Below are 14,375 nucleotides of genomic sequence, written 5' to 3' on the forward strand. Positions count from 1 at the left end.
GTTCATCCTCTGCTTTCTATTTTATCACAATTCAAAAAAGTCACCTCGGTCTGAAGATGGAAAAAAGGCGGTGGTTACGCCTTTTTCATCTGATCTTTTGCTTCTTTTAATTTTCCATAAAGAAGATAGTCTACTTTTTGCAGATCTGCTATGGTGGCACAATTAAGAGCACACATAAGCAAACGCAGATCGTCTTTCCAGCCTTGGACAATGTCAATCACTTCTTCGACGGTGTAGCTTTCAATCAATTCCAGAACTGTTCGAGACAGTCCTACAGCCTTGGCACCAAAGACCAAACACTTAATCATATCCAGCGGATTCCGAACGCCACCACTGACCAAGAGTTCGACCTTGTCTTTCCAGTCTTGGGCATTGAGAAGGGCTTGCATGGTAGACTGGCCCCATTGATTGAGATAATCACGTTGGCCACTGCGACGATTTTCAATATAGGCAAAGCTGGTACCACCACGACCTGACAGGTCAAAGGTTCGAACGCCCAATTCATAGGCTCTCTCGATGGTTTTGGCATCCATTCCAAAACCCACTTCCTTGAGGACAATCGGAACAGGGATTTGCTGGCTATAGTCTGCCAGATGCGATTGCCAGCTTCTGAACTTCCTTTCTCCCTCAGGCATGAGTAATTCCTGCATGACATTGACATGCACTTGCAATAGAACAGGATGCATCTCTTCTACAGTCTGAAGACCTAACTCGACAGACTTGTCCAATCCAATATTGGTTCCAAGGAGGAGATTTGGATGGCTGGTTTTGACAGAAAAAGAGTCGTCTGTTGGATCTTTTAGGGCTGCGCTATAAGACCCCGTTACAAACAAAATCCCACAGGCCTCCGCCACCTGAGCCAGCTTTTGATTGATTTCTCGACCTTTATCACTCCCACCTGTCATGGCATTGATATAAAAAGGAAAATCCCACTTTTGACCAGCAAATTCTGTCGACAGATCGATTTCATCCAGATCGTAAAGAGGCAAGGAAGAATGAATCAGCTCCACCTCATCAAAGCTATTATAGGAACTTTTCTGCTCAAGAGCATAGCGGATATGCTCGTCCTTACGATTTGTCGTCATGTCCTATCCTTTCTTGGTATAAGAGCTCAATCCCCAGATCGGCCCAACGATTTTTTAAGGTTTCAGTTGATTGCTCATCAAAACTCAAGGCAATCCCACAGTCACCACCACCAGCACCGCTACTCTTGGCAACGGCTTGCAAACCTTGGCTGGCTTCTTTTAGCTGTCTGAGCAAAGGCGTATAAATATCTAAACTCAAGCCTTCTAAGAGCTGACTGGCTGTTTCTACCTGCTTGATGATTTCTTCTGCATTCCCCTGCTCCAAGGCTTCTACCAAAGCAGATACCGTTGCTTTTGAGGAACTTAAAAAATTCTGGTCTATGTTTTGCTTGATTTGCTGGACCATGTGACTCGATACAGCCACTTCCTTGGTCCATCCCACTAAGAAATCACATTCTAAAGTTGGTTTCACTTGTGAAATTGAAAAGCCCCAATCACGCTCTAAAACTTTCGCCAAGTTTTCTTCTTTTAGCCAAGCAGCCACCTTCTGACGATCAAATGACTGGTAAAGAACCAAATCCTCAGCCACAATACAGGCAAGGTCTCCCATAGAACCATTGTCTCCTCGCTTGAGCAAGACAGCGCTAGCCAACTTGAACAAGAGCTCCTGATCAACTGAAACATCATACAGAGCCAGTAAAGCCTTGACAACCAAGACAACGACGCTGCCACTAGAGCCTAAACCAAACTTTTTCCCTTCTCTTTCCATTTTTCCTCGGATTTCCAAAGAAAAAGGTTGCAAGGTCTGCCCACGATCGGCGAGGAAGTCATTCATCAAAGCAATCGTTTCTTGAATCAAACTGTAGTCAGGACTTGGTGTCAAATCTACTGCGTAATCAAACATATCCGAATAGATACGGTAACTATCAGAAAAAGCAATCTCGCCCTTCATATAGATGGGAATGGCCTTTATCAAGGCCAACTGTCCGGGCTCTAAAATAGCATATTCACCTGCCCAATAGAGTTTCCCGCAAGTTTTAACAGCAATCATCTTGGCTAAAATCCTTTGTTTTTGACACAATCAAACGATAACGCTGACCGAAAATTTCTGACAAATGCTCCATGTCTTTCTCCTGACAGAGGACCTTGACATTGGGACCAGCATCCATAGTAAAATAACAAGCCTCTCCTTGCTCACGTAGCTGGCGAACAAAGTCCATGGCTTCATAGCTTGCATCTGTCAGATAAGAAAAGGCTGGTGATGCTGTTTTGGTCGTAGCGTGCATAGCAAGAGCATTTTTCTCCGTTAACTCCCCAACCTTGGCAAAATCATTTTCCTTGAGATAAACCAGCATATCCTGATAGTCTTTCTCAGACTGACGGACCCAGTCATCAAAGGTCGTCGAAGTTTCCACACAAAGTTTCATCCCGTCACGGCTAGAGATTGGTTTTTTCTTGTCCTCTAGCACCAACATCATCATAGCTAGCTTCAAGTCTGTCTCTACAGGGTAAATTTCCCCACTATCCTTGTCCCAGGCACCTAGTGGTCCATAAAAACTCCGAGAAGAAGAACCTGAGGCAAACTTAGCCTCCTGTGCCAACTGACTCCGATTCAAACCAAGCTTGAAATAAGCATTGCAAGCCTTGACCAGGGCGGACAAACCACTAGAGCTTGAAGACAATCCCGCTGCGGTAGGCATATTGTTTTGAGTATCGATACGGACAAAGCCTTCTCCAACTGGCCGGTAGCGGTCGATTATCTTGCTCATCTTGATATGCTCCGCCTCATTTTGTAACTGACCATTGATATAAAATTCATCAGAAGTCGCATCCGTCGGTAGAGATGACAAAGTCGTCTCCGTATACATATTTTCCAAAGTCAGAGAAATACTGCTAGTAGCAGGCACCATCTCTTTTTCTTTTTTCTTTCCCCAATATTTGATAATAGCAATATTTGCGTAAGAACGTACTGTTACAGGCTCTCTATCCATGTCTGAACAGCTCCTTTCTCTTCTAATCTTTCTGCTAGTTCTTGTGCTTGTGTCAAATTATCTGCCAAGGCTATGATACAGCCTCCAAGCCCACCACCGCTCATCTTGGCCCCCAGAGCACCATGGCTAAGAGCCGTTTCAACTAGAGAATCCGCCTCAGGGCTACTGACACCAATTTCTCTTAAATGTAAATGCGCTTGACTGAGGATTTGTCCCAGTCCTTCAACATCTTTTCTTGTAATTGCTTCTTCTGCCTGCTGGGTCAATTCTCCCAAGGCATGCAAAAATGGCAGGGCATCTTTTCCCTTACTTTGAACCACTTGGATGGCTTCACGAGTGTGACCATAAACGCCCGTATCGGCAATCACCAAATAGGCTGATAAATCCATCTCAAGCTCTGTAAATCCTACATTCTTGATAAAGCGAATAGGTTGGTCACTAAGACAGGTCTTGGCATCCAAACCACTAGGATTCATATGGGCAATCATCTCCGCCCGATTGACCAAGATTTCTAGTACATCATGAGGTAGTTCTGCTTTATAGTAGTCAAATACTGCACGAATGGCTGCTATGCTGATAGCTGCTGACGAACCCATTCCCCGTTTTTCAGGGATAGCCGAGTCAATCTCACAGCGAATGCAAGCCTCTTCGATAGCCAAATACTCAAGCGAGGCATAAACCGCCATAGACAAGGTATCCTCCTCATAGAGACGCCAAGGACTCGCTGCAGGAACTACCTTACAAGTCACCTCCACCTCCAAAAGAGGCAGGGAAATGGCAGGATAACCGTAAACGACCGCATGCTCCCCTATTAAAATAATCTTACTATGTGCCTGACCGACACCATTTTTTTTTGTCATTTTTTCCTTTTACTAGACGAAAAAGTCGTCTCATTTTTTCATACAAGTATTGCTTCTTTCCTATCTATTTTATTATATTTTCACAAAAAAAGCGATTGTTTCCTTCACAATCGCCTCTTTCATTATCGAACCCATTCGCCATTATAATTAACAGAATAACCATCTACAGTCGTATTCACTGCCAAAGCACCTGAGCTGTAAGCATAGTACCATTTTCCATTGACCTGGAACCAGCCTGTTGCCATAGCTCCTGATGAACGGAGATAGTACCACTTGTTACCCAGGTTTTGCCAACCTGTTTTCATATCACCATTTGACTCGTCTAAATAATACCAAGTCGAACCTTCCTGATACCAGCCAATTGCCATGGCTCCTGATGAACGGAGGTAGTACCACTTATTACCAAGGTATTTCCAACCTGTTTGCATTGCAGCACTTGTTGGATCTAGATAGTACCAAGTTGAATTATCATTGATCCAACCCGCACGTCTTTCACCCCCAAGGTAGTCTTTCCCTGAATAACCTATTTTTGCTAAGTAATACCAGTTAGACTGATCATAAAGCCAACCTGTTTTTAAAGAATGATCTTGATCAAAGTAATAATTTGCTAATTTAAGAACTTCTGGGCCTTCAAAGCCCTCACCATATTTTGTACCAACATTTAACGAATCCTTAACTTCTAATTGTTTCCATCCAACAAATTCTTGTAGCACCCCATCTTGTCCAAAGTAGTACCACTTCGGTTGAAGGGCAATTTCGAAAACTGGTCGATTATCAAATAAATCATCACGATAACCTGTCCCAGGGATTTCTAAGTATTGCCAACCGACTACCATTTCTCCACTATCACCAAAATAGTAGGTTTTACCGTCTATTTTATGCCAATAGATTGCTTTATGGTCATCTTTTATATAATATTTTCTATTATCCTTATCAACAAACTGTCCACCTGTAGTATCCGCCAATACTGCATTTGTCGCTAGCAAACCAAAGAAAAAGACTGCTAATGCGATTTGCATCAATTTTTTTATTATTTTCATTAGACCTATCCTCCATAACTGATTGTAGCAAAGACCCGACTGCATGTCAATATACAAAAATTCCTCAAAAAAAGCAGTTACAAAACTGCAACTGCTTTTCTATTCTTGCATGGTGTAACCGACACCACGAACGGTTTTAATGTAGCTTTTTTGACCTTTTACATCCAGCTTGCTACGTAGATAACGAATATAGACATCCACGATATTGGTTTCGGTTGCACTTTCGTACTTCCAAACACTTTCCAACAACTGCTCACGAGTCAGAACTTTCTTGCTTCCCATGAGAGTAGCCAGAAGGTCATACTCACGACGCGTCAGAGCAATCATTTCCTCGCCACGATAAACGGTATGATGCTCTACATCCATACGCAGATTGCGGTAAGACGTTGGAACCTTCATCTGACTACAGTGTTGGTCGATAAAGTCCCGACCTCGGAAAATCGCTGAAATACGAGCTACCAGATTCTCAATAATAACTGGCTTATAGATGTAAGAAACGGCAAAGCGTTGGATTGTCTCGAGCTGGTCTTGCAATTCTTCTCGATGGTCCAAGACCATGATGACTGAAGCTGGCTTAGTCCGACTCAGCTTGTCTGCAAAATCCTGGGCTGTCATATCCCCCAGACGAGCATTCAATAAAATCAAGTCATAGTCTGTCTGAAGAGCCATGGAGAGGGCTTTTTGCCCCTCCTCCACCTGATCAACTCGGTATTGCTCTTTTTGGAGTTCCAAACTTAAAAAGTGAGCTAGATTTCGTTCTTTCTCAAGTAATAAAATCCGTTTCCCCATGGCAGACCTACTTATTTTTCGTCATACCAAGAGTAGTGGAAGATTCCTTCTTTGTCTTTACGTTGGTAAGTGTGGGCACCAAAGTAGTCACGTTGCGCTTGGATCAAGTTAGCTGGAAGGTCAGCTGAACGGTAGCTATCAAAGTAAGTAATAGCTGCTGAGAAGGTTGGTACTGGCACACCAGCTTGAACTGCAAGAGCTACGATATCACGCACTGCTTGTTGGTACTTAGCAGTAACATCCAAGAAGTACTCATCCAAAAGAAGGTTTGCAAGGTCTGCATCACGGTTGTAAGCATCTGTAATCTTTTGCAAGAAACGAGAACGGATGATACAGCCATCACGCCAGATAGATGCGATATCTGCAAATGGCAAGTTCCAGTTGTTTTCTTTAGAAGCTACACGCAATTGTGCAAAACCTTGTGCGTATGAAATGATTTTTGAGAAGTAAAGGGCTTGACGGATCTTTTCAATCAACTCAGCCTTGTCTCCTTCAAACTTGAAGGCAGCTGGTTTTGGAAGAACCTTGCTAGCATGGACACGTTCTTCTTTATAAGTAGAGATGTAACGTGCAAATACTGACTCAGTGATGAGTGACAATGGAACACCAAGGTCAAGTGATGATTGGCTAGTCCATTTACCAGTTCCCTTGTTACCTGCAGCATCAAGGATGTAGTCTACGATTGGTCCATCTTGGCCTTCATCGTCTTTACGACTCAAGATATCAGCTGTGATTTCGATCAAGTAGCTGTCCAACTCACCCTTGTTCCACTCAGTAAAGATTTCAGCCATGTCTTCTGCAGAAAGGCCTAGCAAGTGTTGCATCAAGTCATAGCTTTCTGCGATCAATTGCATATCCCCATACTCGATACCGTTGTGAACCATTTTCACATAGTGACCAGCCCCATCAGGACCGATGTAAGTCACGCATGGTTTGCCATCTTCTGGTGCTTTAGCTGAGATTTCTTCGAGAACATCCGCAACCAATTCGTAGGCTTCTTTTTGTCCACCAGGCATGATAGAAGGACCTTCAAGGGCACCTTTTTCACCACCAGAAACTCCAGTACCGATAAAGTTGATACCTGAGTTTGCCAATTCTTCACTACGACGGATTGTATCTTTGTAGAAAGTGTTTCCGCCATCAATCAAGATATCACCTTTGTCAAGGTGTGGAAGAAGGGCTTGGATAGTAGCATCTGTACCAGGTCCAGCTTGAACCATCAGCATGATACGACGAGGTTTTTCGATTGAGTTTACAAAACTTTCAACATCATAGCTTGGCACAAAGTTCTTTTCAGGATGGCAAGCAATTACATCTTCAGTTTTTTCTTTACTACGGTTGTAGATAGCAACTGTGTAACCACGAGATTCAATATTAAGGGCAAGGTTACGACCCATTACGGCCATACCTACGACACCAAAGTTAGCTTTTGTCATTTGACACTCCTCTTGTTTGATTTGTTTTATTTTATCATTTTTACTTTTGAAAAGAAAGAATTTTGTAACGACTGCTTAGTAGTCCAAGTCATCCGCATGACCAGCGCCATTTCCGACAAAGTAGCCTGTCTTACAGTTAAGGGTAAAGAGATAGGTTCCATCTGGCTTGTAGAGGTTGTAATAACCATTACCATTAACGATATTGACACGTTCAAGGATATATTGGTTGCCAGTGATATATCCACGTGAACGTGAAGTCGCTAAAATTTGTTCCAAAACGCCATCCGCGAAATCCCAGGCAGAGTTGTTACTATCATCAATAGCAGACTGATTATAGGCAACACGACTGGCACTTCTTTGAACAGCAACTCCTGCACTTGATAGACCCATATTGACTTCACTGCGAGTACTCCTAGTTTCATTTGAGGCAGTATTTGAGCTACTTGGGCTTGTCTCACTAGTAGTATTTGAACTGGCTTGACTAGAGTTTGAACTGCTGGTTTGACTTGAACTTGAGCTAGAAGTACTTGTTTGCTGGCTCTTACCAAGGCTGATTGCCTTATCTAGCACTTTATCAAGCTCCGTATTTCCAGTTTTAATATCTGTAAATTTAGCATCAGATTTAGCTTTGGCATTGGTATCCAACACACCATCCACAATAGCTGGTTTTTCAAATTGAGCATTGACATCTTGAATAGCCTTGATTTGCGTTGCTAGACTATCATACTTCGATTTGGCAAGCGTATGTTCACGACTACCTTCCAGCTTATCAAGTAAGTTCTTGAGTTGACTCAGTTTATCAAACTGGCTATTTTTCAAAGCCGTTTTATTGCTGTCTGTGTAGAAGGCGTCATAAAGTGTATTAAAATCATCCACATCTGATTGATTGGCTGTAGCTGATTGAGAAGTTTGAATTTCCTTGGTCGAGCGATTCACTTGACGGTAAACATAGTAAGCACTGACACAGATAATCACTGATACAAGCGCCAAAGCGGTCAAAACAAAGCCTTTTTTACTTTTCTTTTCTGAGTCTTCTTGTTCCAGACGAGAAAGGTTTTGCTCCTCTTCCACTTCTTCAGTCATTTCTGTTGGATTTTCATCCTCTAGCAATAGAGGATCCAAGCCTTGCTCCTCATCATCCAGAGGCAAGGGTGGTAAGATGTCTTCAGAAGATGGAACTTCCTCCGAAGAAGCTTCTGACTCCTCTACAGCCTCACGCATCTCTTGAATTAAATCATCCAGACTCTGAGTTTCAACTAACTCCTCTTTTTTGTATTGACGAGTCGCAAACTTATCTGCTTCGATTTCATCTTTGTGTTGCTTAACATACTTGTCCAAAATGGAATCCTCAGGCAAGACTCCTGCTTCCACTTCTTCATTTTTACGAATCGCTTGACCAACTGTTAGCTCTTTTGCTTCATCAAAATCAAATTGCGGTTCTTGGTTTTCTTTTTTATGACGATTCCGTCTTTTCTTACTCATGAGTATCCCTTTCTATTTTACCTCTTGGCGTTTAACACGCTGACCAAAATATTGATACAGATCCACTTTCAAGGTTCCGTTGTATAACTTACGTTTCTTATCCGCCTGACTACCGTACTTGGTCTCAAAGGCTTCATCACTAGTTAGGATAAACTTACTCCACGTTTTCAGCGGTGCAAATACTTGCCCCATCTCAGCATAGAGCTTGGTAACTCCTGCATCATCTGATAAACGTTCTCCATAAGGCGGATTGGAGATAATCACGCCATTGATTTTATCAGAACGTAAATCCTGCACGCGCATCTGCTTAAAAGTAATGTCTTCTGCAACACCAGCTGCCTGAGCATTAGCTTTAGCAATTTCCACCATACGTGCATCGATATCACAGCCCATAATATCCAGTTCCAGCTCACGGTCTACTTTTTTAGCCGCTTCTGTACGCACTTCCTGAATCAAGCGATCGCTGACCCAGTTCCACTCCTCAAATGCAAAAGAGCGACGAAGTCCTGGTGCCATCTTTCGAGCAATCATAACTGCCTCGATACAGAAAGTTCCTGAACCACAGGTCGGATCAATCAAAGGCTTATCTGGATACCAGTTAGAGAGTTGTAAAATGGCTGCCGCCATGTTTTCCTTGATAGGAGCGCCACCCTTTTCCGTACGATAACCACGTTTAAAGAGGCTAGACCCGGTCGTATCAATCATGACAGTTGCCACATTTTTGAGAATAGAGACCTCAATCTTAAACTCTGGGCCATTCTCCATCAGAGGAACACCTTCTGGTCGAGCATAGTGTTTCTGCAATTTCTTGACAACAGCTTTCTTAGAAATAGCCTGTACACTGGGCTCATTGTGAAGTTTGGACTTAACACATTTGGCTTTTGAAATCGGGAACCGAGCTCCGAGTGGTAAATAATTTTCCCAATCTAAAGCAAAAACTCCCTGAAACAGCTCTTCAAAAGTCTTAGCTGGGAAAGTTCCTACGATGATCTTGATACGATCTGCTGCCCGAAGCCAGACGTTGGTTTCGATAATAGCTCTCACGTCTCCTTGAAAACGAACACGTCCATTTTCAACCTGACAATCGTAGCCCAACTCTCGCACTTCACGTCCTACAACAGCTTCAAGCCCTGCTGCCACAGTTGCAATTAAATTAAATTCTTTTTTCATGTTACAGTCTTGCAAGACCTTTCTATATGTCCACTTTAAAAAATGAGGTTGAGAAAATTTCTCAGCCCCAACCTATATGCAATTTTCTATAAGCCATGTTTTGTTCCAGAAGTGACTAGGACCACTTCCTTCGATAATCATCTGTCTACCACTAACAGCTCTAGCTGATAGCAGTCAGAATACTACGTTCGTTTCCGCGTACTCCATGCCCCGACCAAAATTTGGGTTGCTAGCTTGAGGGGTTTACCGCGTTCCACTCTCTCTGTTTCCAGAAAGACTCCGTCACTGTGGCACTTTCAAGTCTACTCTGACCTATCCAAAGACTTAGCCATTTCAACTGCCGTAACGATTTCTCGTCCCTAGGCTTATGGTTTCGCCTAGCACAAACACTACAGGCATCACAGCCTGTGCTAGCATGGACTTTCCTCATGAGAAGCAATTCTCCTCACGCGATTATCCAAAAATTGCATGTAACAAGACCTGAATTACAAATCAGTATTGTCTAAAATTTGTTTACCGAATACTTCTTTTTCAAGACGATTCAAGCGTTTTAAAATATCAAAATTCGTCATAGAAGATGAAGCTGCCACATCAATTGGATCTGGGTGACTAGGACTTGGAGCCGAACTCACTTGCGGTTTACGAGTTAATTCTTCCTTCAAATCCGCAATCTCCTGACGAAGTGACTTGACCAAGGCAGCATAGGTTTCATAGTCCTTGATGACATCGTCTAAAAACTCATCAACTTCTACCTTGCTATACCCACGGACTTCACGTCCAAACTCTTGTTCAAAAATATCTTTTGCTGAAAAAATAATACTTGCCATGTCTCTCTCCATTCTCGCTTGCTAGTATTATTATATAAAAAAAGGCAAACAAAAATCAAGGTCAAAGCTTCAATTTTCGGAAAAATTTTCAGCAAGTTCATTTAATTGATCAAATGTTAATCTCTTTATAAAATAGTCCTCTTGATTTTTCATCTTTTGGTAAAAATAAGCTAGTTTCGTTTCATTGTCTTCATCATAAAAAAGATAGGAACTGTTCGTGTTTTCCAGTAAAAACTGCTGGTAATCTCTTAACTGCCCCTTATGTTCATAACGAGGATAGGCATATTTGACAAAGTCTACCTGCTTAAAGCGACTCAGTTTCATCTGATTGCCTTCATTCCAATTTTCCCCATGGGTTTCAAAAGCAAAAATGGTGGCCAACTGGAAACCGTACTCGGTTTTCATCTCCTGAGCAACCTCTAAAACCCAATATTCAAAACCCAAAGTCCCTGTAAATACAAGCCAAGACACCCCATCTGCTGCCATAGCCTCTAAATCTTTACGTATCGCTTTTTTAATCAATTTAAGACGAGGATCCTTGTCAGAAAACAAACCCAAATCAAAAGCAGAATAGCCTAAAACCAAAGCTGTAGCCATTTTTAACCCTTTCTGTGCAAATTTATGGTATAATAGAGTGATGTTATTGTACCAATAAGGAGAATTATGGTCAACTATCCACATAAACTTTCATCACAAAAAAGACAAACATCTCTTTCTCAACCCAAAAATTTCGCAAATCGAGGAATGTCTTTTGAAAAGATGATCAATGCTACCAACGACTACTATTTGTCTCAAGGCTTGGCTGTTATACACAAGAAACCAACTCCTATTCAAATTGTACGAGTGGACTATCCACAACGAAGTCGTGCCAAGATTGTTGAGGCCTATTTTCGACAAGCTTCAACGACGGACTATTCTGGCGTTTATAATGGATATTACATCGACTTTGAAGCCAAGGAAACAAAACAAAAACGTGCGATTCCGATGAAAAATTTTCATCCACATCAGATTCAGCATATGGAACAAGTCCTTGCCCAACAAGGAATCTGCTTTGTCCTTCTTCACTTTTCTTCTCTGCAAGAAACCTACTTATTGCCGGCATTCGATTTGATTCGCTTCTATCATCATGATAAGGGACAAAAATCAATGCCACTTGGATATATTCGAGAATATGGATATGAAATCAAGGCTGGTGCCTTCCCTCAAATTCCCTATCTCAATGTTATCAAAGAACATTTATTAGGTGGTAAAACAAGATGAACAAACAAACTATCCTGCGAATAGCTAAATACCTCGGCATTGGTGTGATTAGCTTATTTATCGCAGCTTTCCTGCTTGGTGGCGGTGTCTTTCTTTACTATGCAAACAAGGCTCCTGAACTTTCCGAGAGTAAACTTGTTGCAACTACATCAAGTAAAATTTATGATAGCAAAAATGAACTAATCGCAGATTTGGGTGCTGAACGTCGTGTCAATGCTCAAAGTAGTGACATTCCTACTGATCTTGTCAATGCGATTGTCTCTATCGAAGATCACCGTTTCTTTAACCACAGAGGAATTGATAGCATTCGTATAGCAGGAGCATTCCTTCGTAACCTTCGAAGCAATAGTGGTCTTCAAGGTGGATCAACTTTGACTCAGCAGTTAATTAAATTAACTTACTTTTCAACATCGACAGCTGATCAAACCCTATCCCGTAAAGTTCAAGAAGCTTGGTTAGCTATCCAACTAGAGCGAACTGCAACTAAGCAAGAAATATTGACCTATTACGTCAATAAGGTTTACATGTCAAATGGTAACTATGGTATGCAGACAGCTGCGGAAAACTATTATGGTAAGGACCTCAAAGACTTATCCATTCCTCAGCTAGCACTTTTAGCAGGTATGCCACAGGCTCCAAATCAATATGATCCTTATTCTAACCCTGAAGCAGCCCTTGAAAGACGGAACCTCGTTTTGTCAGAAATGCAAAAGCAAGGCTACCTTACAGCCGAGAAATATGAAACAGCAATCAATACCCCAATCACAGATGGACTTCAAAGTCTAAAATCTGTTAATAGCTATCCACCGTACATGGATAACTATCTTAAAGAAGTTATTGACCAAGTAGAGCAAGAGACAGGTTATAATCTATTAACAACAGGTATGGAAGTCTATACAAACGTTGACCAAGAGGTACAAAAACGCCTTTGGGACGTCTATAATACTGATCAATACGTAAACTATCCTGATGATGATATCCAAGCAGCCTCTACTATCATTGATGTATCAAATGGTAAAGTTATTGCCCAACTCGGGTCTCGTCACCAAGCTAGCAATGTATCCTTTGGTACTAACCAAGCAGTGGAAACAAACCGTGACTGGGGTTCAACTATGAAACCAATTACGGACTATGCACCTGCACTTGAGTACGATATCTATGACTCAACTGCTTATATGCTTAAGGATGTACCATATAACTTCCCAGGTACTAGCACTCCACTCTACAACTGGGATAGGGGGTATTATGGTAACATCACCCTTCAAACTGCTATCCAACAATCGCGTAATGTCCCAGCCGTTGAAACTCTCGATAGAGTTGGACTCGATAAAGCAAAAGGTTTCCTAAATGGATTAGGCATTGATTATCCAACTATGGTATACGCAAATGCAATTTCAAGTAACACGACTGAGTCAAACAAAAAGTACGGAGCAAGTAGTGAGAAAATGGCTGCTGCTTATGCTGCCTTTGCTAATGGTGGTATCTACCACAAACCAATGTATATCAATAAAGTTGTCTTTAGTGACGGAACTTCGAAAGAATTCTCTGACCCAGGTTCACGCGCTATGAAAGAAACAACTGCCTACATGATGACCGAAATGATGAAAACTGTATTATACTCTGGTACAGACGCCTATATATCATGGCTTCCACAAGCAGGTAAGACTGGTACATCAAACTATACAGATGATGAAATTGAAAATTACATTAAGAGATACGATTATGTTACACCTGATGAAATGTTTGTAGGATATACCCGTAAATATTCAATGGCCGTTTGGACCGGTTATTCAAACCGTCTCACTCCAATCGTAGGAGATGGATTTAGAGTCGCTGCAAATATCTACCGCTCAATGATGGCATATCTCTCAGAGGATGATAACCCAGGTGATTGGACAATGCCTGAAGGACTTCATAGAAGTGGTGATTACATCTTCAAGAATGGGGCACGTAGCAACTGGATTCCACAGTCAACTCAAGAAAGTTCGACTACAGAGAGCTCTAGCTCAAGTTCAACTTCAACAACTGAAAGCGAAAGCTCTTCAAATGAAAATACAAATGGCACTACCAATCCAAATGCAACGCAACCAAACTCATCTGCAAATTCTCAACAACAAAATCAACCCCAACAAAATCCACGAAGACAACAATAAAATATATAAAAAACTGAGGATTTATTCTCAGTTTTTTATATGCAGTTTTTTATGGTGGAATCTTAATTTTTATAAAGCCAAACTTTTAAAATTAGGAAGAGAAACAACTTAACAGACTAAAAAACTGTCAAAGCTATCTCAATCGCAACCTTATCCCAAACACAAGTTAAATAGTCGGGAAAACTGTTTAAAAGATACCTTGTGTTTATGTAGTTTATCTATGAACTGGGACGTGACTTAAAAAGCCTGTTCTACTACTTCAATGCAGTGCTTGAACCAATAACCAAAATGTCAAACTGATGTCTCAGGAATGATATCAAAAGGCCAGACTTTTTGTCCGGC

General features: G+C 41.6%; 13 protein-coding genes and 1 other RNA gene. 2 read left to right on the forward strand and 12 right to left on the reverse strand.

From position 1 onward, the window contains the following. Positions 1 to 74: 74 nt before the first annotated feature. The 12 genes from fni to SMIDD28_RS02430 form a co-directional block, all read right to left on the reverse strand. Entirely contained in the window at positions 75 to 1,085 is a 1,011-nt protein-coding gene (gene fni, locus SMIDD28_RS02375; RefSeq protein WP_061424417.1) for a type 2 isopentenyl-diphosphate Delta-isomerase, read from the reverse strand. Beyond that, positions 1,069 to 2,076, reverse strand: a complete 1,008-nt coding sequence (locus SMIDD28_RS02380) for a phosphomevalonate kinase (protein ID WP_061424419.1) — start codon at positions 2,074 to 2,076, stop codon at positions 1,069 to 1,071. The genes fni and SMIDD28_RS02380 overlap by 17 nt, the downstream gene beginning before the upstream one ends. After that, positions 2,063 to 3,016, reverse strand: coding sequence for a diphosphomevalonate decarboxylase (gene mvaD / locus SMIDD28_RS02385; RefSeq protein WP_061424421.1), 954 nt, complete (start codon positions 3,014 to 3,016; stop codon positions 2,063 to 2,065). Before mvaD ends, SMIDD28_RS02380 begins: the two co-directional genes overlap by 14 nt. Next, a complete protein-coding gene (gene mvk / locus SMIDD28_RS02390) occupies positions 2,998 to 3,876 on the reverse strand; it encodes a mevalonate kinase (protein WP_061424422.1) in 879 nt (292 codons plus the stop codon). The genes mvaD and mvk overlap by 19 nt, the downstream gene beginning before the upstream one ends. Before the next feature lie 122 nt (positions 3,877 to 3,998). After that, positions 3,999 to 4,916 (reverse strand): PspC-like choline-binding domain-containing protein, encoded by a 918-nt coding sequence (locus SMIDD28_RS02395; protein ID WP_061424423.1) that lies wholly within the window; start codon positions 4,914 to 4,916, stop codon positions 3,999 to 4,001. A 99-nt stretch (positions 4,917 to 5,015) separates the two neighbouring features. After that, positions 5,016 to 5,705, reverse strand: a complete 690-nt coding sequence (locus tag SMIDD28_RS02400; protein WP_061424425.1) for a response regulator transcription factor — start codon at positions 5,703 to 5,705, stop codon at positions 5,016 to 5,018. A gap of 11 nt (positions 5,706 to 5,716) precedes the next feature. Continuing rightward, complete coding sequence (gene gndA / locus SMIDD28_RS02405; RefSeq protein WP_061424427.1) at positions 5,717 to 7,141, reverse strand: NADP-dependent phosphogluconate dehydrogenase; 1,425 nt, start codon at positions 7,139 to 7,141, stop codon at positions 5,717 to 5,719. A 75-nt stretch (positions 7,142 to 7,216) separates the two neighbouring features. Continuing rightward, entirely contained in the window at positions 7,217 to 8,623 is a 1,407-nt protein-coding gene (mapZ, locus tag SMIDD28_RS02410) for a cell division site-positioning protein MapZ (protein WP_061424429.1), read from the reverse strand. Positions 8,624 to 8,635: 12 nt separating this feature from the next. Further along, the gene (locus SMIDD28_RS02415; protein WP_061424431.1) at positions 8,636 to 9,793 is read right to left on the reverse strand and encodes a THUMP domain-containing class I SAM-dependent RNA methyltransferase; all 1,158 of its coding nucleotides are present in this window, start codon (positions 9,791 to 9,793) and stop codon (positions 8,636 to 8,638) included. An 84-nt stretch (positions 9,794 to 9,877) separates the two neighbouring features. Continuing rightward, positions 9,878 to 10,258, reverse strand: an RNA gene (rnpB, locus tag SMIDD28_RS02420) — RNase P RNA component class B. Between the two features lie 20 nt (positions 10,259 to 10,278). Further along, positions 10,279 to 10,620 carry a cell division regulator GpsB gene (gene gpsB, locus SMIDD28_RS02425; protein ID WP_000146532.1) on the reverse strand — a complete coding sequence of 114 codons (342 nt, stop codon included), beginning with the start codon at positions 10,618 to 10,620 and terminating at the stop codon, positions 10,279 to 10,281. A gap of 69 nt (positions 10,621 to 10,689) precedes the next feature. Then, complete coding sequence (locus SMIDD28_RS02430; RefSeq protein ID WP_061424434.1) at positions 10,690 to 11,217, reverse strand: SLOG family protein; 528 nt, start codon at positions 11,215 to 11,217, stop codon at positions 10,690 to 10,692. Between the two features lie 66 nt (positions 11,218 to 11,283). Between SMIDD28_RS02430 and recU the strand changes: the two genes are divergently transcribed. Beyond that, on the forward strand, positions 11,284 to 11,880 hold the full coding sequence (recU, locus tag SMIDD28_RS02435; protein ID WP_061424436.1) for a Holliday junction resolvase RecU: 597 nt from the start codon (positions 11,284 to 11,286) through the stop codon (positions 11,878 to 11,880). Then, positions 11,877 to 14,033, forward strand: a complete 2,157-nt coding sequence (pbp1a, locus tag SMIDD28_RS02440) for a penicillin-binding protein PBP1A (protein WP_061424438.1) — start codon at positions 11,877 to 11,879, stop codon at positions 14,031 to 14,033. Before recU ends, pbp1a begins: the two co-directional genes overlap by 4 nt. Positions 14,034 to 14,375 lie beyond the last annotated feature (342 nt).

This window comes from Streptococcus mitis, from assembly GCF_001579045.1.
Classification (GTDB): Bacteria; Bacillota; Bacilli; order Lactobacillales; family Streptococcaceae; genus Streptococcus; species Streptococcus mitis_D.